Below are 17,825 nucleotides of genomic sequence, written 5' to 3' on the forward strand. Positions count from 1 at the left end.
TCACGCCTGCTCAACCGACCCAATGAAATTCGCCAGCTCAGGCGTCTTCGGGTTGGCCATCAATTCCCGTGGGTCGCCCACCTCGTGCACCTTGCCTTGGTGCATGAACACCAGCTTGTCGCCGACCTCGCGGGCGAAGCGCATTTCGTGGGTCACCATGATCAGGGTCATGCCGTCCTTGGCCAGCTGACGCACGACGCTGAGCACCTCGTTGACCAACTCCGGGTCCAGAGCCGAGGTGATCTCGTCGCACAGCAACACCTTCGGCGACATGGCCAGCGCGCGAGCGATCGCCACGCGTTGCTGCTGCCCGCCTGACAGACGGTCAGGGAACGCGTCGAATTTCTCGCCCAGCCCAACGCGATCGAGCATTTCCCTGGCCAGCCGGGCGGCTTCAGCCTTGGACACCTTCTTCACGACTTGCGGCGCCAGCATGACGTTCTCGCCCACCGTCAGGTGAGGAAACAGGTTGAATTGCTGAAAGACCATCCCGACCTTCTGCCGCAGGGTGCGCAGGTCGGCACGGGCTGCGTCGAGGTACTCGCCGTCGACCTCGATCACGCCGTCGTTGATCGACTCCAGCCCATTGAGCGTGCGCAGCAGCGTGCTCTTGCCCGAGCCGCTGCGACCGATGATCGCCACGACCTGACCTTCCTCGACGCTCAGGTCGATCCCTTTGAGGACGTGGTGGTCGCCATAATATTTGTGCAGGGCGGAAATTCTAAGCAGAGGCATGAAGTCTCCTTTCCAGGTAGCGCGCGCTGAGTGACAACGGGTAGCAAAGCAGGAAGTAGCCCAAGGCAACGAAGCCGTAGACCATGAAAGGCTGGAACGTGGCGTTGGCCAGCATGCCGCCGGTTTTGGTCAGCTCGGTAAAGCCGATGATCGAGGTCACGGCGGTGCCCTTGACGACCTGCACCGAGAAGCCGACCGTTGGCGCGACCGCAATGCGCAGCGCTTGCGGGAGGATCACGTAGCGCAGTTGCTCCAGAGGCGTCAGCGCGAGGCTCGCGGACGCTTCCCACTGACCGTTGGAGATCGACTCGACGCAGCCACGCCAGATCTCCGCCAGATAGGCACTGGTGAACAGCGTCAGTGCAAGCGCTGCGGCGAACCACGGTGAAATGTCGACGCCCATTAGCGCAACACCGAAGAACACCAGAAACAGCTGCATCAGCAGCGGCGTGCCTTGAAACAATTCTATATAGCCACGCGCGACGCTGCGCCAGAACGAGGTGCTGGAAATGCGCATCGTCATGACCAGCAGACCAATCACGCTGCCGCCGATGAACGCCACCAGCGACAGGGCCAGCGTCCATTGCAGGCCCGTGAGCAGATTGCGCACGATGTCCCATAGAGTGAAATCCATCAGCGACTCCTCGCGATGTAACGTCGGCCGACCCACGCCAGCAACTGGCGGATGAGCAGCGCCATGGCCAGATAAATCAGAGTGGTGACGATGTAGGTCTCGAAGGCGCGGAAATTACGCGACTGGATGAAGTTGGCAGCGAAGCTGAGCTCCTCCGTCGCGATTTGCGAGCAGACCGCCGAACCCAGCATGACGATGATGATCTGGCTGCTCAGTGCGGGCCAGACCTTGCCAAGGGCGGGGATCAGCACCACGTGACGGAAGGTTTCGTAACGGGTCATCGCCAGCGCAGCCGATGCTTCGAGCTGACCGCGTGATATCGCTTGAATGCCGGCGCGGATGATTTCCGTCGAATACGCGCCCAGGTTGATCACCATCGCCAGCACCGCGGCCTGCCACTCGGAAATCTGCAGCCCGAGCGAGGGCAGGCCGAAGAAGATGAAGAACAGCTGCACCAGAAACGGCGTGTTGCGTATCAGCTCGACGTAAACCCCGAAAAGCGCCGAGAACGGCTGAATCTTCCAGGCCCTGACGATCGCGCCGACGACGCCGACGCTTACGCCCAACAGCGTTCCGATGGCAGTCAATTCCAGTGTGAACAGCGCCCCGCGCAACAGAAGATCGGCGTTTTGCAGGACCGGAACGAAGTCGAACTGATAAGCCATCTAAATGCCTCGAATCAGGTGGGGTGGCTGGAGAACGGCGATCAGAGATCAGCAGGCAGCGGCTGCTTGAGCCAGGTCTGCGAGTTCTTTTCCAGCGCGCCGTCTTTCTTCGCCGCTTCAAGGATTTCGTTGACCTTGGCCAGCAGTTCCGGCTGACCTTTGTTGACACCGACATACACCGGCGAATCCTTGAGCTTGACCTTCAGGGCCGGGATACGCTTCGGATTCTTCTCGCTGATGGCAACCATCACCACGTTGCCGCTGGCGATCAGGTCAGTCTGGTTGGCCAGATAAGCTGCAATGGTGGAGTTGTTGTCTTCGAAGCGCTTGATCGTGGCTTCCTTGGGCGCAACGGCGGTCAGCTCGATGTCTTCGATGGCGCCGCGGGTCACGCTGATGGTCTTGCCTTTCAAGTCGTCCACGCCGTTGATGGAAGCATCAGGCGGACCGAATACCGCCAGGTAGAAGGGCGCGTAGGCTCGGGAAAAATCGATGACTTTTTCACGATCCGGGTTCTTGCCGAGGCTGGAGATCACCAGATCGACCTTGCCGGTGGTCAGGAACGGAATGCGGTTAGTGCTGTTGACTGGCGTCAGCTCAAGCTTGACCTTCAATTGATCGGCGATCAGCTGTGCGGTGTCGATGTCCAGCCCGCGTGGCTTCATGTCAGGGCCGACCGAACCAAACGGCGGGAAATCCTGAGGAACGGCGACCTTGAGTGTGCCGCGCGCAGTCACATCGTCCAGGCCATTGGCCTGAGCGGGGGCCTGGCCGAGCATCAGGCTGGCAAACAGGGCAGCAAGCAGAGCGTTGTAACGCTTGGTCATGTGACGTCTCCGGATCGATCGTATGGTTAGCGGATGCCGAACGTCATTTGCACAGCCCATGCCACCCACACGGACGCGACCACGGAATGCGGGCTGTGGCGCCAAAGCGGTCTAACTGGTCTGAACAGTCGATCAATGGTTCGCCCTCCTTTGGCGCGCCGCAAAGCCCCGGCGCCCCTTGCTTGGGCGTGACTTGCCGAATCCGGCGGATGACTATAAAAGAGGAATTTCCAACGGTTATCGCCTCCGGACAGCCATGCATCCGAGTCCCATTGCAGTACCCGAAGCAGCCTTTCAGGCGATCCGCAAATTGATCGCCGAGCAGGGCTACGCGCCCGGCGACAGCCTGCCATCGCAGCGGGATCTGGCGGTTCGCCTCGGCGTGAGTCGTGCCTCGTTGCGAGAGGCCTTGTCGTCTTTGAGTGCGTTGGGCGTTGTCAGTGTGCAGCCCGGGAAAGGCGTATTCGTGCAGGCCGTTTCTGAACCAGAACAGCGCACGAGCGGTTTTTCATGGCCGTATGCCGCCCATGCGTCGCCTTCAGAAACCTTCCAGTTGCGCTACGCGCTCGAAGGCTTCGCCGCGGGCCTTGCCGCGGTGACATTGACGGCCGATGAGCGCGATGTGCTTGAAGACAATGTGGAGGCCATGCGTCTGGAGCTGAAAGCGGGCGACTTCGATTGCGCCGCCCGGCTCGATTTCGATTTTCACCGACGCATTTTGATCGCCAGCGGCAACCAGGCGATTCTCAGCATCATTACTGCGAGCGCAGACATTTTTCTCGAGAGCCAGAAACTGCCCTTCATTCGCGCGGGCAGGGCCATGGAAACCTGGCAGGAGCATCGCAAAATCCTCCGCGCGCTGGCCCGAAACGCCTCAGGTCCGGCGCAGAAAGCGATGCAGGAGCATATAAGAGGTGCGGCGCTGCGTACCGGAATCGTATTCGTCGCGCCTTCTGCATGAAGGATCATGCCCCTAGGGCGGGCGAGCCGTGTATGGGCGCCCCCGTCACTTCAATAAAGCTAGTCATCGATGTTCATAGCAAGAGACAATCGCCCGCGCCTTCCTGTCACGGCGTGACACAGTTATGATGGTCCACGTTTTTTTGCCTATGACCTCGGAGAAATCTCATGAGTAGCGACCTTATCAAACACGTCAGCGACGCGAGCTTCGAAGCCGATGTCCTGAAGGCACAAGGCCCTGTGCTGGTTGATTACTGGGCTGAGTGGTGTGGCCCGTGCAAAATGATCGCTCCGGTTCTGGACGACATCGCCGGCACCTACGAAGGCAAGCTGACCATTGCCAAGCTGAACATTGACGAAAACCAGGAAACTCCGGCCAAGCACGGCGTTCGTGGCATTCCGACCCTGATGCTGTTCAAGGACGGTGAAGTGGCTGCCACCAAGGTCGGCGCTCTGTCCAAGTCTCAGTTGCAAGCGTTTCTGGACGCCAACATCTGATGGCGCTAAAGCCCCGCAAACAGCGGGGCTTTTTTCTGGCGTTGCACTAGACGCTTGGAAAATCAAGTGGTACATTCGGCCCCGCAACGGCTTCTCCGTTGCCCCCTGCTAGCCGTCGCCGACGCTCTCCTTTCGATTTGTACGCGATCCTGTCGCCTTCTCTGCGGCGCGGCCTCATTAAGCCAAAAGCTTAATTTCCCCCTCCATACATGATTACGTCATTCCTATATGAACCTGACTGAACTCAAGCAAAAGCCTATTACCGATCTGCTCGAAATGGCCGAACAGATGGGCATAGAAAATATGGCCCGTTCGCGCAAGCAGGATGTGATCTTCTCCCTGCTGAAAAAGCACGCTAAAAGCGGCGAGGAAATCTCGGGTGATGGCGTGCTGGAGATCCTCCAGGATGGCTTCGGCTTCCTCCGCTCTGCAGACGCCTCCTACCTCGCCGGCCCAGACGACATCTACGTCTCGCCGAGCCAGATCCGCCGCTTCAACCTTCGCACGGGCGACACCATTGTCGGCAAGATCCGCCCGCCGAAAGAAGGCGAGCGTTACTTCGCACTGCTCAAGGTCGACACCATCAACTTCGACCGTCCAGAAAACGCGAAGAACAAGATTCTGTTTGAAAACCTGACGCCGCTGTTCCCGACCGTGCGCATGAAGATGGAAGCCGGTAACGGTTCCACCGAAGACCTCACCGGTCGCGTGATCGACCTCTGCGCCCCGATCGGTAAGGGTCAGCGTGGTCTGATCGTTGCTCCGCCAAAGGCGGGCAAGACCATCATGCTGCAGAACATCGCGTCGAACATCACCCGTAACAACCCTGAAGTCCATCTGATCGTTCTGCTGATCGATGAGCGTCCGGAAGAAGTGACCGAAATGCAGCGCACCGTGCGCGGCGAAGTGGTCGCCTCCACGTTCGACGAGCCACCTACCCGTCACGTGCAAGTCGCCGAAATGGTGATCGAGAAGGCCAAGCGTCTTGTCGAGCACAAGAAGGACGTGGTCATCCTGCTCGACTCCATCACTCGTCTGGCGCGCGCTTACAACACCGTCATCCCGAGCTCCGGCAAGGTACTGACCGGTGGTGTCGACGCCCACGCACTGGAAAAACCAAAGCGTTTCTTCGGTGCGGCTCGTAACATCGAAGAAGGCGGCTCGCTGACCATCATCGCTACCGCGCTGGTTGAAACCGGCTCGAAGATGGACGAAGTGATCTACGAAGAGTTCAAAGGCACCGGCAACATGGAGCTGCCTCTGGATCGCAAGATCGCTGAAAAGCGCGTCTTCCCGGCCATCAACATCAACCGTTCCGGCACGCGCCGTGAAGAGTTGCTGACCGCCGATGACGAGCTGCAGCGCATGTGGATTCTGCGCAAGCTGCTGCATCCGATGGATGAAGTGGCCGCCATCGAATTCCTGGTCGACAAGCTGAAACAGACCAAGACCAACGATGAGTTCTTCCTGTCGATGAAGCGCAAGTAAAGCGCCTCACCGAACCGGCTATAAAAAAATGGTGTCCCTTGGGGCACCATTTTTTTAGTTTTCATTCGCACATCAGGAGACAGGGAGCGTCATGCATACGTTTGGCAACCGTCGTGACATCGACGGGCTGAGGGCTCTGGCCGTAATACCGGTCGTGCTCTTTCATTTCGGCCTTGGTTTCAGCGGAGGGTTCGTCGGTGTAGACGTATTCTTCGTCATTTCCGGCTATCTGATCACCTCCATCATTTTTCGTGAAATCAGCGCGGGGCGTTTCAGCTTCGTCGATTTCTGGGCAAGACGTGCGCGTCGTATCCTGCCGGCGCTCAGCGTGGTGTTGCTGGCCTGCCTTGTCGTGGGCTGGCTGTTACTGACCCCGAAGGATCTCTCGCAGTTGGGAAGGGCGGTTCGTTATCAGGCCACCTTCATGTCCAACATCCTGTTCATGAGGCAGGACGGTTATTTCAATCCGGCCTCGGATTTCAAGCCGCTGCTGCATACCTGGTCGCTGTCGGTCGAAGAGCAGTACTACGTGTTCTTCCCGATGCTCATGGTCCTGCTCACCCGCTTCCTCAAGCATTGGCGCATGGTCCTCGGCGGCCTTTTGCTGCTGTCCTTCGGCCTGAATGTCTGGATTATCAATCGCAACCCCGACGCTGCGTTTTTCCTGCTGCCGATGCGCGCCTGGGAGCTGCTGTGTGGCGCGATGCTCGCGGTCGTCCCGGCAACCTCCACTAGATTGCGACCTTGGGTCTATGAGGCGGTCAGCGGTCTGGGGCTATTGTCGGTGCTGTATGCGATGTTCGCTCTGGACAAGTTCACGCCGTTTCCCGGCAAGGCTGCGCTGCTGCCGGTACTGGGCGCAGCAGCAATGATCTGGGCCAACGGTCATCGCAGCACGTTAGTGGGCCGCGTGCTCAGCCATCCGGCGCTGGTGGGTGTCGGGCTGATTTCCTACTCGCTGTATCTGTGGCACTGGCCGGTTTTCGTTTATGCGAATGCGATATCGGTAGACGCGATGGTCTGGAGTGAGTCGGTGCTCTGGATTGCATTAAGCGTGGTGCTGGCCCTCCTGAGCTGGAAGTTTGTCGAGCTGCCGTTCCGCGACAGGCGTGTGCTGGCCACTCGTAAATCGATATTGGTCGGCGGGCTGGCGGCGATTGTCGTGTTAGGCACTGCCGGGCAGGTCATCCGCTCGGCCGATGGCGTACCGGACAGGCTGTCCGGGCTTGCCAAGGCGTATGCCGACTCACGCGAGTGGCAGGCAGGTCAGTTGCAGTGCCTGATGGACAGCGACAGCAAAGAGCCGATGAAAGTGTGCCGTTTCGGTCCCGAGTCGCACGATACCCCTGAACAGCTGGTGTGGGGCGACAGCCATGCGGCACACCTGCTTCCTGCGATCAAGTCGGACGCAGAACTGTACAACCAGCCGGTCTGGCTCATATCGCTGTCCGGGTGCCCGCCGATTCCGGGCAAGGTTTCTCGAAAACAATGCGCGGACTTCAACAAGCGGGTGGCGAGCCTGATTCAGGAAAAGCGCATCCACGACGTGGTCCTTGCCGCGCGCTGGAGTCTGTACCTTTACGGTGCCGAGGACGGCGACATGCGCAACGCGATCTATAAGCACGAGAGCCGCGAGGTTGCCGAGCAGCGCGTGTCAGCGCAGATTCGCGAGACCGTCGCCAGCATTCGTCAGACCGGCGCCCAGGTATGGCTGGTCAAGGAAGTGCCTTTGCAGCGTCAAGGGACCATCGCGCGGCTGAGCAGCCTGGCGATGGTAGGGCGATCGGCGGCAGACGTTGGTCGCCCGATCACCGATCACCTGGCTCGACAGCGCTTCATCAGTGAGTTGTTCGCCGGCCTCAGCGCGGCCGATCCTGATGTGCATGTGCTGGACCCTGCACCCATCCTGTGTCCGGACGGCATCTGTCGGGCTGCACTCAATGGAGTTTCCCAATACAAGGACGAAGATCACCTGTCCGACCATGGCGGGGAGCGCATGAAGCCGCTGCTGGCGCCGGTTTTCCTTGGTGAAAACACGCTTCGGGGCGGCTGATTGCGTGTTCGACAGCTGCTGTCGGCCGCCAGAGCAGGTAGGATGTGCATCTATTTGTTAAGTGGCCGGGTTAATGAAATTCAAGGATCTACGGGATTTCGTGCAGCAGCTTGAGCAGCGCGGAGAGTTGAAACGCATCCAGGTACCGATTTCCCCTGTGCTGGAGATGACCGAAGTATGCGACCGGACCTTGCGTAACAAGGGTCCGGCACTGCTGTTCGAGAACCCGACCGGCTATGACATTCCGGTACTTGGCAACCTCTTCGGCACGCCCGAGCGTGTCGCGATGGGGATGGGCGCCGAATCCACCGAAGAGCTGCGGGAAATCGGCAAGTTGCTGGCCTTCCTCAAAGAGCCCGAGCCTCCGAAAGGCCTGAAAGACGCCTGGTCGAAGTTGCCGATCTTCAAGAAAGTCATCTCCATGGCGCCGAAGGTCGTCAAGGACGCGCCGTGTCAGGAAGTGGTCATCGAAGGCGATGACGTCGACCTGGGCATGCTTCCCGTCCAGACGTGCTGGCCGGGAGATGTCGGTCCCTTGATCACCTGGGGGCTGACCGTCACCAAAGGCCCGAACAAAGAACGCCAGAATCTGGGTATCTACCGTCAGCAGGTCATCGGCCGCAACAAAGTGATCATGCGCTGGCTGAGCCATCGTGGCGGCGCGCTGGACTTCAAAGAGTGGTGCGATAAGCATCCGGGTCAGCCATTCCCTGTCTCCGTGGCCTTGGGCGCAGACCCTGCGACCATTCTCGGCGCCGTCACGCCGGTGCCTGACAGCCTGTCCGAGTACGCGTTCGCCGGTTTGCTGCGCGGCAATCGGACCGAACTGATCAAATGCCGTGGCAACGATCTTCAAGTGCCGTCCAGCGCCGAGATCGTCCTCGAGGGCGTGATTCACCCCGGCGAAATGGCTGACGAGGGTCCTTATGGCGACCATACCGGCTATTACAACGAGGTCGACAGCTTCCCGGTGTTCACCGTCGAGCGCATCACTCACCGCATCAAGCCGATTTACCACAGCACTTACACCGGCCGTCCACCGGATGAGCCCGCGATTCTGGGTGTGGCGCTGAACGAAGTGTTCGTGCCGATCCTCCAGAAGCAGTTTCCGGAAATCACTGATTTCTATCTGCCGCCAGAGGGTTGCTCGTATCGCATGGCGGTCGTGACCATGAAGAAGCAGTATCCCGGCCATGCCAAGCGCGTGATGTTGGGTGTCTGGTCGTTTTTGCGACAGTTCATGTACACCAAGTTCGTTATCGTCACCGATGACGACATCAATGCTCGTGACTGGAATGACGTCATCTGGGCGATTACCACGCGCATGGACCCCAAGCGCGATACGGTGATGATCGACAACACGCCTATCGATTACCTCGACTTCGCCTCGCCGGTCTCCGGCCTGGGTTCGAAAATGGGACTCGATGCCACCCATAAATGGCCAGGCGAGACCACCCGGGAATGGGGGCGCACCATCGTCAAAGACGACGCCGTCACTCGCCGGATCGATGACATCTGGAATCAGCTGGGAATAGATTGATGCGCGTAACCTTGCAGCCGTCGGGCGCAGTAATCGAAACGTTGCCTGGCGAGCGGATCCTCGACGCCGCTCAGCGCCTGGGCTACGAATGCCCGCAAAGCTGTCGCAACGGCAATTGCCATATCTGCTCGGCACTGCTGGTCGAAGGCCGCGTGCTGCAGGCGGGCGAAGTCCTTGAGCACGGCGAAATCTACACCTGCCTGGCGGTGCCGCAGGCGGACTGCGTGGTCCTCTGGGACAGCGTTCTGGCCCTTGGTGAATTGCCGGTGCGCACGTTCGCCTGTCAGGTCAGCGAGTGTGTCGAGGTGGGCGGCGATGTCTGGCGTGTCATGCTGCGTGCACCAGCGGGTAAGCCGCCGCGCTATCACGCGGGTCAGTATTTGATGATCGAGCGGGACGACGGCGAGAAGTCGGCGTTTTCCATGGCATCGGCGCCTGAGAGCGGTCGCGATCTTGAGTTTCACGTGCTGGCGAGAGAAGCCAGCGCTCAGAATCTGATCAAGCAGTTGCAACGCGAGGGCATGGCGCGCGTCGAGCTGCCCTTTGGCGATACGCACCTGGGCGAGCTCCCGGACGGTCCACTGGTACTGATCGCCGCCGGCACCGGCATGGGGCAGATGCACAGTTTGATCGAGCACTGCCGGGCCAAAGGTTTTCCGTATCCGGTGCATGTTTATTGGGGCGTTCGCCGTCCGGAAGACTTTTACGAGCTCAAGCACTGGGATGAGTGGAAGACGCTGCCCAACTTGCACCTGCACAAGATCGTCAGTGATCTGTGTGGCTGGGAAGGACGCTGCGGGATGCTGCACGAAGCTGTGTGCGAGGATTTCAAGGACCTCAAGTCGATCTACGTCTACGCCAGCGGTTCGCCGGCGATGGTCTATTCCACGCTCGATGCGCTGGTGCTGGCCGGAATGGATGCGCATCAGATGCGTGCTGACGTGTTCGCCTACGCGCCGCGCGCCTGACCGTCCGCCCGATGGCGGCAGCCGTGGAGAGCTAATTGCATCAGAATAGGTGCGGGGTCGGTTTTTCGGCGTCACGGCCCGCACGTTGCTCGCAACAGTGTCTGATTGTTGATTCGCTGTTGCGTGAGCCGCTTTAAGCAGTACTTTGCACTACGCTGGCGTCATATTGGCCAGCGGGGGAGCCAGATGGGGAATCAAATCAATAGCTTGGTGGAAGCTGTACACGACGGCCTCGGGTTGTCATATCCACCCGTTATCGACCTTGGGCCTAAACTGACCCGCGAACAACTTCTCGCCTCCATGCATGCCACCATGAGCCGCCACAAGGGCGGGCCTGTCTGGCTGTTCGCTTACGGCTCGTTGATCTGGCGTCCGGAATGCTCCGCCGTGGAGCGTCAGCGCGGCCGCGTGCATGGTTATCACCGCGGCCTCTACCTCTGGTCCCACGAGCATCGTGGCACCCCGGAGCAGCCCGGTCTGGTCTTCGGTCTTGATCGCGGCGGTTCGTGCAGCGGCTTCGCCTATCGCTTGCCGGAAGAGAACATCGAGGAATCGTTGCTGGCTTTGTGGCAGCGAGAAATGCCGTTCCCGTCCTATCGTCCTCATTGGCTCAGTTGCCGCCTGGAGGATGGCACCAAGGTGCAAGCGCTCGGATTCGTGCTGGAGCGTCACCTGCCCAGCTACGCAGGAAATCTGCCGGACAGCGTGCTGACCCAAGTGCTGGCAAGCGCCAGCGGCCGCTATGGCACGACGTGGGAGTACGTTGAACAGACCATCCACGCCTTGCGCAGCCATGCAATGCCGGACTTGAGCCTGGAAGAGCGGTTCAAACGGTGCAAACCGATATTGCTGGCGGTTTAACAGCTGGTCGCGAACGCTGTTTTCATGCCAAGGCGATGCGGGAGTTTCGCCCGTCGGCTTGATAAGCGTTGAAGCCTATCAAGCCGTTCTTCCGGACGTTTTACGCCGCGGCCTCACGCGACTGACTCGCCACGCGTGTGTGCTTGAGTGTCGGCGCCAGGAACACGATCGACAGCACGCACGCAGCCACCAGCATGATGAAGCCGCCGTCCCAGCCGAAGTGGTCCACGGTGTAACCCATCAAAGCACTCGCAGCCACCGAACCACCCAGATAACCGAACAGCCCTGTGAAGCCCGCCGCAGTGCCTGCCGCCTTTTTAGGAGCGAGCTCCAGCGCTTGCAGGCCGACCAGCATGACCGGTCCATAAATGAGAAAGCCGATGGAGATCAATGCAACCATGTCGATGGTCGGGTTACCCGGCGGGTTGAGCCAGTAAACCAGAGTGGCGACAGTCACCAACAGCATGAACACAATGCCGGTCAGGCCGCGATTGCCCCGGAATATTTTGTCCGACATCCAGCCGCACAACAGCGTGCCGGGGATGCCTGCCCACTCGTAGAAAAAGTACGCCCAGGACGTCGTGTCTACCGTGAAGTGCTTGGCTTCCTTGAGGTAGGTCGGTGCCCAGTCCAGCACGCCGTAGCGCAGCAGGTAAACGAACACGTTAGCCAGCGCGATATACCAGAGCATCTTGTTGCGCAGCACGTATTTGACGAAGATTTCCTTGGCGCTGAATTCTTCCTCGTGGCTCGCATCGTAGCCTTCCGGGTAGTCATTCTTGTACTCCTCAACCGGCGGCAAGCCGACTGATTGCGGGGTGTCGCGCATGGTGATGAAGGCAAACAGTGCGACGAACAAGGCCACCGCTGCAGGGACGTAGAACGCCGCATGCCAGTCGTTGGTCCAGCCCAGGCCCAGCAGGAACAGCGGACCGATCAGACCGCCGCCCACGTTGTGGGCCACGTTCCATACCGACACCACGCCGCCGCGCTCTTTCTGCGACCACCAGTGCACCATGGTCCGGCCACTCGGCGGCCAACCCATGCCCTGAGCCCAGCCGTTGATGAACAGCAGAATGAACATGATGGTCACGCTCGACGTCGCCCAAGGCGCGAAGCCGAAGACGAACATGACCAGCGCGGAAATCAGCAAGCCGAACGGCAAGAAATAGCGCGGATTGGAGCGGTCGGACACCAGCCCCATCAGAAACTTCGACAGGCCGTATGCGATGGCAATGGCCGAAATCGCCACACCCAGCTCACCACGCGTATAGCCCTGATCGATCAGATAAGGCATTGCCAGCGAGAAGTTTTTGCGCAGCAGGTAATAGCCCGCGTAGCCGAAGAAAATACCGGCGAAGATCTGCCAGCGCAGGCGACGGTAGGTTTTATCGACGCGCTCGGCAGGCAGCGGAGCCTGATGCGCGGCTGGGCGGAAGAAGGCAAACATCGAGACACTCCAGTTTTTGTATTGTTATGCGAAAGTGAATATTACATTTTCATTACAGAAAATAGGAAGGCTTCTCATCGGGAAATCTCCCGATTTCAGGCGCGTTGGCGTGTTGGATTACGAACATGGCGCGGATGTGTAACTGGGTGTTCGGCGTTTAGGATCGGTCCTACTTGCGTACAGGAAGCGATAACCTTAACCGGGCGTCAGGGAGCGCCTACCATCGCCGCCGTCTGCCGAAAGGTGTCTGGATGTTGAGGAAGCTGTGCGGTTATTTGCGTTCATTCTGTTGTTGCTTTGCGCCTTGGAAGTTCATGCACGGGAGGCATTGACTGCCGTATATGCCCCCAAGCCCGAGTTTCCTCCCGATTTGGCAGAAGCTCGTTACGCCGGCAAGGTCCGGGTCAGCCTCACCGTGGGGCCGAGCGGCACCGTGCAGGCCACACGTGTCGTCGAGAGCGGGCATCCCGAGCTGGCCCTTGCCGTCCAACGGGCAGTGGTGCAATGGCGATTCAAACCCTGGAACGCGCAGAGCAGCGGACCCAATAAAGAGGAATTCATGGTACTGGTCCTGTTCGGCGCTCGCGGCATCGAACCTTTCTCGCGCGAGATCACGGTCGGCCTGAACCAGACGCTCTGCGCGTACCTGAACCATGAGATCAAGGCCAGCAAACGAGATTTTCCCGAGGCGCAGCTGAGCGACGTTGACGTCTTCTGGTACATGGCTGAATTTCTTGCCAGCGACTACGTGGCGTCGAGAGTGCCCGATGAAAACCAGCGCAATGCGTTACTCGTGCAATTCAAGAAGTCGATTCCACAAGTCGCCACCCTCTGTCGGCGCAAGCCGAACAGCCGCTATGCCGATCATTTGCCCGAGGCCATTCGCAGGTTGATGCTGAACCTGGCGACAGATGAGAACGCCCGGTCAGAAGTAGGAAGTGTGAGGTTGACTGAGGATGTTTTGATTGGAAATATCCATGCTTAGGTTCAGGCGCTGGCGTTGATAAATAAATAAGCGCTCAACGTACGGTATACGCAGGTGTTGCCAACGAAGGCGCTTATTTCATGTTTTGCTCATCTCCCCTGTTGGGGCAGGCGAAACGGAGATCAGATCTACGTTTCGCTAATGGCAAGTGTTACTAGGCAAGCCTTTATCGGGCCATCTGGACGGTATCCTCAGGAGTCTTCAGATAAGGGCTGATTGCAGAGGCATACTCAATCACCGCAGCATCGATGCTCTGTTTAAGTACCAATGTTGCGCGGTCAATCTCCGCCATCGCTGCAGGACCTGGCATGAATGCGATTTTAACCACTGAGGTGTTTATAGCGGTCTCGCTAAGAGAAGGCTCAATGGTGAACGCTGCTTCAAGAGGTTGCTCCGTTATCAAAGGGACTAATTCCAGCGTAAATCGGGCTTCCTGTAGTGCAGCTTCCTGTGCCTTCTGTTCTGCTAACGCTTGCGCCGCAGCATACGCCTGTTGCTCCGCAAGCTGTCGGGCGGCTGATTTCGCCGCCTCTTCGGCTTGATGTTGAGCCAATTGACGGGCAGCTTCATCTGCCATACGTTGAGCATGCATACGTGCTGCCTCTTCAGCCTGACGTTGGGCTAGCTTCCGGGCTGTTTCTTCTGCTTGGCGTTGGGCAATTCGAGCTGCATGCACTGCTCTTTCATGCGCCTCCTGCTCAAGGTTTGCCTGCAAGGGCGCAAGGTTATCCATGAAAATCTGCAAAGATTTGACGATCTCGTGAGTAACCCAGCGCGAAAATGGTTGATGAGCAGGACCGCTGAGAAGTGAGAGGTCGTTAGATTGCAGCATGTCGGAAATCAAGCTGGCCATTTCGCCATGTGGCGGCAAAGGCTCAAACCGTGCTCGCTTCTGCGCGATCAGGTCATGCGCGATTGCTCGGTGATGTGTGACGAGCAGGAGAGGCGCCATACCAGCGGTATGCCCGGCGCGGGCAATCAGCTCTGAGCGAACGGCATTAGGCAACAGATTAAGTTGATGAGTGACTTCGTACATGTATAAGACTTCCTTGTTTGTATGGTTATATTTGACGTGTCGGGTTAATCATCTTCACGCTTGAATCCAGGCTTGCCATTCGCCGCTCGCCATTGTTTCACCTCTTTCAGTATACCTTTCGGGCTGTCCTCTTGGCCCTCCTTGGGATAGAAGATAACGTCCGATCCTTCCGGATGTTCTGTAACCTTTTTGAAATGTTCGACAAATTTTTCTACTCGCTTACCGAAATCGCGACCCTTTAAATTATCAGGGTTAGCCATCATCGCTTCCAAAAAGGCCAAGAATTCGCTTTCAGTATACTCTTCTATCGTGTCTTTAAAGAGATTCATGCTGGGTTTTTCCATGGTAAGTGATGTGAGCGCTAGGGGTCATTATAACCATATTGGAAAAGTCGTACACTTCGCCACCTTTTGCTACTTCTTCAATATGATGTATCTCAAATTTTTTGCGCCCGCCGCGCTGATCTGCTTCCTTAGCAAATGGCGCGTCCCCGTTCAACATTAGGCTGAGATTTTGTTTAGAAAAATCCCCGCTAAGGATCGTATCAGTGGCAACTTCTGCCCAAATGGCTTCTCGCATTTTATTAAAGTCTGAAAAACGTTGACCTCTCAGTCTGTCTGCAATTTGTGAAGGGATAGGAGCTCCTTGTGTATTTGTGCAGTCACCTAGCCATATTCCTGTAACTGGCTGGCCATAGCCACTTGCAATCCCCGGAATTTGCCGAGGATTCTTGAAATAAACATATGGGTTTTCGAGTCCTAACTCAGCCGGTAGGTCGATTATATAATCGTCCGGCTCCGCAGTTTGCTCGGGATGTAAATTAAGCTGAGGAACTGCAGGAGTGCTTTCGGCGCCCGGGTATGCAGGCGTGTCTTGGTAGGTTGCTGGTAAGGTCGTCGAGCTACTCGTTGGCCGGATCTGCGGGGTCCAAGTGAGCGAAGGAATGGTCTCGCCATCTCGTGTGAAGTTGTAAGTGTTCGTATGTGGATCGTAAACGGCTGGCCGAACACGCACCTTCGATCCAACAAGAACTCCATCAGCCTTGTGCCATTCTAGTCGAGTGCCCTGAGCGTCAGGCATTAGTCGGTGAGTTACATCGACTGTTCCCTTTTTGCCTGCAATAAACAGGAGGTCAGCATTCAATGCTCCCAACCCAGAGGCGGGAGTTGTGAATACTTGCGGGAACCTCTCGGCGGGGTCAAGACCCGACGGGTAAAGAGCGGCGAGGAGTGGTAATTGCCTGCCTAATGTATTTATAGCGTTGTTGATAAAAAACTTTTTTGTCAAATCGGTTGCCCTTTCCAGCACACCTGGAGCCTCTATTGTCGGTGCGTTAGGGCTTGCGATCGCTGACCAAAATCGCTTTGCATCGGAAGTACGCTTTACATGTTCTGCTGCATCAGTTCTTAGCTTTTCGGCTTTTGCGAATTTGGCAGCTGAATTCGCCTCATCAGCTAATTTCTCCGCTTTTATACGTGCGGAGTCTTCAGCATCACGCTTTAAACTTTCCTGCGCCGCCTTTCGGGCTTGCTGTTCTGCTAGCTCGGCAGCGGCCTTTTCAACCTGAAGTCTAGCGAGTTCGTTCGTCTGATGCTCTATTGCCCGCGCAGCGGCTTCTGCGTCTCTCTTCGTGACTTCGGCAGCCATGATAGCCGCTGCTTTTTTTTCCCTCGCAGCTTCGGCCTCTCTTACCCAAATCTCATGAAGCCAGAATGAAATAAAGTCGCTGTTATCAAAATCTTGACTCAGGAAATCTCCCCTGCTGCTCAGTCCATATCCAGCAGGCAAATTTCTGTGCGAACCACTGTTAGGATCAGAACGTGAGGCTTGAGGCTGGCCCCAATTTACAACTATGTTTTTCTCGCCCATACAGTTTTCTCCTTGTTAGCTGTATGGGGGATACGTAACCTGATTTTTATAAAATATTTACATATATATTTATGTTAGGATCTATCTGCTTTCGTGGTAGGGGTTAGTGGCTTCCTTGCTGACCCCCAATGTTGTTAAATCTAAAATCTACAGAAGAAATAGCAGCGGTAGATTCGCTTTCGAATGGTGAATTTACCTCACCCCAATCACTACCTTCCCAACCGCCTTCCTCTGACCCAACGAATCAATCGCTTCCCCTGCCTCTTCCAGCGGATAAACCTTCGAGACCAGCGGCTTCAACTTCCCTTCGCTATACCACTTGAACAGTTGCTGAAAATTAGCCGCGTTGTCTTGGGGCTGGCGCTGGGCGAATGAGCCCCAGAACACGCCGACCACCGAGGCGCCTTTCAGCAAAGCAAGGTTCGCGGGGAGTTCGGGGATGCGTCCGCTGGCGAAGCCGACGACGAGGAGGCGGCCATTCCAGGCGATGGCGCGGATGGCCTGGTCAAAAAGGTCGCCGCCAACGGGGTCGTAGATGACGTCGACACCGTTGCCTTTGGTCAGGCGCTTGAGTTCGTCCTTGAGGCTGGATTCGCTGTAATTGATCAGCTCATCTGCACCTGCGTTTCGGGCGACTTCGAGTTTGTCGGCGCTGCTGGCGGCGGCAATGACGCGGGCGCCCATGGCTTTGCCAATTTCCACTGCGGCCAGGCCGACTCCGCCTGACGCGCCGAGCACGAGGAGGGTTTCGCCTGGCTGCAGGTTGGCGCGCTGTTTGAGTGCGTGCATCGACGTGCCGTAAGTCATGCTGAAAGCGGCAGCTGTGGTGAAGTCCATCGCCTGTGGAATAGGCAGGACGTTGTACCCGGCGACGGCGATCTGCTCTGCGAAACTGCCCCAGCCCGTGAGGGCCATGACTCTGTCGCCGACTTTCAGATGACTCACCTTCTCTCCGACGGCGGCCACGACGCCGGAAGCCTCTCCGCCTGGTGAGAAGGGGAAGGGCGGTTTGAACTGGTATTTGCCTTCGATGATCAGGGTGTCCGGGAAGTTGACCCCGGCAGCGTGCACGTCCAGAAGGATTTCGTTTTTCTTCGGTTCAGGCGCCGGAATGTCTTCCAGCACCAGATTTCTGGCAGGACCGAAGGCTTTGCAGAGCACGGCTTTCATCGAGGGCTATTCCTTTTCCGGTGATGGCCGATAAGTGTAGGTAGCGGGGTTGTCGGGTCAATGAGCATGCCCCGGCCTGATAGGTG

General features: G+C 57.7%; 17 protein-coding genes. 8 read left to right on the forward strand and 9 right to left on the reverse strand.

Translation table 11 applies throughout. The features are described 5' to 3' along the window. From QRN36_RS25335 to QRN36_RS25350, 4 genes are read right to left on the reverse strand one after another with little or no spacing between them, the layout of a single operon-like run. A complete protein-coding gene (locus QRN36_RS25335) occupies positions 1-735 on the reverse strand; it encodes an amino acid ABC transporter ATP-binding protein (protein WP_285426548.1) in 735 nt (244 codons plus the stop codon). After that, complete coding sequence (locus QRN36_RS25340) at positions 722-1,372, reverse strand: amino acid ABC transporter permease (RefSeq protein ID WP_285426577.1); 651 nt, start codon at positions 1,370-1,372, stop codon at positions 722-724. The genes QRN36_RS25335 and QRN36_RS25340 overlap by 14 nt, the downstream gene beginning before the upstream one ends. Continuing rightward, positions 1,369-2,034, reverse strand: coding sequence for an amino acid ABC transporter permease (locus QRN36_RS25345; protein ID WP_285426549.1), 666 nt, complete (start codon positions 2,032-2,034; stop codon positions 1,369-1,371). The genes QRN36_RS25340 and QRN36_RS25345 overlap by 4 nt, the downstream gene beginning before the upstream one ends. Before the next feature lie 41 nt (positions 2,035-2,075). Beyond that, positions 2,076-2,861: a transporter substrate-binding domain-containing protein gene (locus tag QRN36_RS25350; protein ID WP_285426550.1), complete on the reverse strand. Its 786-nt coding sequence runs from the start codon at positions 2,859-2,861 to the stop codon at positions 2,076-2,078. Between the two features lie 256 nt (positions 2,862-3,117). Between QRN36_RS25350 and QRN36_RS25355 the strand changes: the two genes are divergently transcribed. The 7 genes from QRN36_RS25355 to QRN36_RS25385 all read left to right on the forward strand — a co-directional run bounded on the left by QRN36_RS25355 (position 3,118) and on the right by QRN36_RS25385 (position 11,229). After that, positions 3,118-3,822, forward strand: coding sequence for a FadR/GntR family transcriptional regulator (locus tag QRN36_RS25355; protein WP_285426578.1), 705 nt, complete (start codon positions 3,118-3,120; stop codon positions 3,820-3,822). Positions 3,823-3,989: 167 nt separating this feature from the next. Next, complete coding sequence (gene trxA / locus QRN36_RS25360) at positions 3,990-4,319, forward strand: thioredoxin TrxA (RefSeq protein WP_166594126.1); 330 nt, start codon at positions 3,990-3,992, stop codon at positions 4,317-4,319. 228 nt (positions 4,320-4,547) lie between these two features. Then, complete coding sequence (gene rho / locus QRN36_RS25365; protein WP_027979976.1) at positions 4,548-5,807, forward strand: transcription termination factor Rho; 1,260 nt, start codon at positions 4,548-4,550, stop codon at positions 5,805-5,807. Positions 5,808-5,898: 91 nt separating this feature from the next. Then, a complete protein-coding gene (locus QRN36_RS25370) occupies positions 5,899-7,860 on the forward strand; it encodes an acyltransferase family protein (RefSeq protein WP_285426551.1) in 1,962 nt (653 codons plus the stop codon). Positions 7,861-7,933: 73 nt separating this feature from the next. Beyond that, complete coding sequence (gene ubiD / locus QRN36_RS25375) at positions 7,934-9,400, forward strand: 4-hydroxy-3-polyprenylbenzoate decarboxylase (protein ID WP_285426552.1); 1,467 nt, start codon at positions 7,934-7,936, stop codon at positions 9,398-9,400. Beyond that, positions 9,400-10,368 carry a CDP-6-deoxy-delta-3,4-glucoseen reductase gene (locus QRN36_RS25380; protein WP_285426553.1) on the forward strand — a complete coding sequence of 323 codons (969 nt, stop codon included), beginning with the start codon at positions 9,400-9,402 and terminating at the stop codon, positions 10,366-10,368. The genes ubiD and QRN36_RS25380 overlap by 1 nt, the downstream gene beginning before the upstream one ends. Positions 10,369-10,554: 186 nt before the next feature. Beyond that, positions 10,555-11,229, forward strand: a complete 675-nt coding sequence (locus tag QRN36_RS25385) for a gamma-glutamylcyclotransferase (RefSeq protein ID WP_285426554.1) — start codon at positions 10,555-10,557, stop codon at positions 11,227-11,229. Between the two features lie 100 nt (positions 11,230-11,329). On the opposite strand, the gene glpT is transcribed toward QRN36_RS25385, so the two are convergent. After that, positions 11,330-12,679: a glycerol-3-phosphate transporter gene (gene glpT, locus QRN36_RS25390; RefSeq protein WP_285426555.1), complete on the reverse strand. Its 1,350-nt coding sequence runs from the start codon at positions 12,677-12,679 to the stop codon at positions 11,330-11,332. 265 nt (positions 12,680-12,944) lie between these two features. Here glpT and QRN36_RS25395 point away from each other — a divergent pair, with 265 nt between their 5' ends. Continuing rightward, complete coding sequence (locus QRN36_RS25395) at positions 12,945-13,664, forward strand: energy transducer TonB (protein ID WP_285426556.1); 720 nt, start codon at positions 12,945-12,947, stop codon at positions 13,662-13,664. 166 nt (positions 13,665-13,830) lie between these two features. Here the strand turns inward: QRN36_RS25395 and QRN36_RS25400 are convergent, their stop codons facing one another. The 4 genes from QRN36_RS25400 to QRN36_RS25415 form a co-directional block, all read right to left on the reverse strand. Next, positions 13,831-14,700 (reverse strand): hypothetical protein, encoded by an 870-nt coding sequence (locus tag QRN36_RS25400; protein ID WP_285426557.1) that lies wholly within the window; start codon positions 14,698-14,700, stop codon positions 13,831-13,833. Positions 14,701-14,744: 44 nt separating this feature from the next. After that, a complete protein-coding gene (locus QRN36_RS25405; protein ID WP_285426558.1) occupies positions 14,745-15,029 on the reverse strand; it encodes a bacteriocin immunity protein in 285 nt (94 codons plus the stop codon). Beyond that, the gene (locus tag QRN36_RS25410; RefSeq protein ID WP_285426559.1) at positions 15,016-16,569 is read right to left on the reverse strand and encodes an S-type pyocin domain-containing protein; all 1,554 of its coding nucleotides are present in this window, start codon (positions 16,567-16,569) and stop codon (positions 15,016-15,018) included. The genes QRN36_RS25405 and QRN36_RS25410 overlap by 14 nt, the downstream gene beginning before the upstream one ends. 192 nt (positions 16,570-16,761) lie before the next feature. Further along, positions 16,762-17,739 (reverse strand): NADPH:quinone oxidoreductase family protein, encoded by a 978-nt coding sequence (locus QRN36_RS25415; RefSeq protein ID WP_285426560.1) that lies wholly within the window; start codon positions 17,737-17,739, stop codon positions 16,762-16,764. Positions 17,740-17,825: the final 86 nt, after the last annotated feature.

This window comes from Pseudomonas sp. efr-133-TYG-103a (assembly GCF_030209235.1).
GTDB lineage: Bacteria > Pseudomonadota > Gammaproteobacteria > Pseudomonadales > Pseudomonadaceae > Aquipseudomonas.

What these genes read in the sequence shown, in the direction of transcription:
- QRN36_RS25335 (WP_285426548.1), bottom strand. Translation starts at nt 735, where the DNA reads ATGCCTCTGCTTAGAATTTCCGCCCTGCACAAATATTATGGCGACCAC.
- QRN36_RS25345 (WP_285426549.1), bottom strand. Translation starts at nt 2,034, where the DNA reads ATGGCTTATCAGTTCGACTTCGTTCCGGTCCTGCAAAACGCCGATCTT.
- QRN36_RS25350 (WP_285426550.1), bottom strand. Translation starts at nt 2,861, where the DNA reads ATGACCAAGCGTTACAACGCTCTGCTTGCTGCCCTGTTTGCCAGCCTG.
- QRN36_RS25355 (WP_285426578.1), top strand. Translation starts at nt 3,118, where the DNA reads ATGCATCCGAGTCCCATTGCAGTACCCGAAGCAGCCTTTCAGGCGATC.
- trxA (WP_166594126.1), top strand. Translation starts at nt 3,990, where the DNA reads ATGAGTAGCGACCTTATCAAACACGTCAGCGACGCGAGCTTCGAAGCC.
- rho (WP_027979976.1), top strand. Translation starts at nt 4,548, where the DNA reads ATGAACCTGACTGAACTCAAGCAAAAGCCTATTACCGATCTGCTCGAA.
- QRN36_RS25370 (WP_285426551.1), top strand. Translation starts at nt 5,899, where the DNA reads ATGCATACGTTTGGCAACCGTCGTGACATCGACGGGCTGAGGGCTCTG.
- ubiD (WP_285426552.1), top strand. Translation starts at nt 7,934, where the DNA reads ATGAAATTCAAGGATCTACGGGATTTCGTGCAGCAGCTTGAGCAGCGC.
- QRN36_RS25380 (WP_285426553.1), top strand. Translation starts at nt 9,400, where the DNA reads ATGCGCGTAACCTTGCAGCCGTCGGGCGCAGTAATCGAAACGTTGCCT.
- QRN36_RS25385 (WP_285426554.1), top strand. Translation starts at nt 10,555, where the DNA reads ATGGGGAATCAAATCAATAGCTTGGTGGAAGCTGTACACGACGGCCTC.
- glpT (WP_285426555.1), bottom strand. Translation starts at nt 12,679, where the DNA reads ATGTTTGCCTTCTTCCGCCCAGCCGCGCATCAGGCTCCGCTGCCTGCC.
- QRN36_RS25400 (WP_285426557.1), bottom strand. Translation starts at nt 14,700, where the DNA reads ATGTACGAAGTCACTCATCAACTTAATCTGTTGCCTAATGCCGTTCGC.
- QRN36_RS25405 (WP_285426558.1), bottom strand. Translation starts at nt 15,029, where the DNA reads ATGAATCTCTTTAAAGACACGATAGAAGAGTATACTGAAAGCGAATTC.
- QRN36_RS25410 (WP_285426559.1), bottom strand. Translation starts at nt 16,569, where the DNA reads ATGGGCGAGAAAAACATAGTTGTAAATTGGGGCCAGCCTCAAGCCTCA.
- QRN36_RS25415 (WP_285426560.1), bottom strand. Translation starts at nt 17,739, where the DNA reads ATGAAAGCCGTGCTCTGCAAAGCCTTCGGTCCTGCCAGAAATCTGGTG.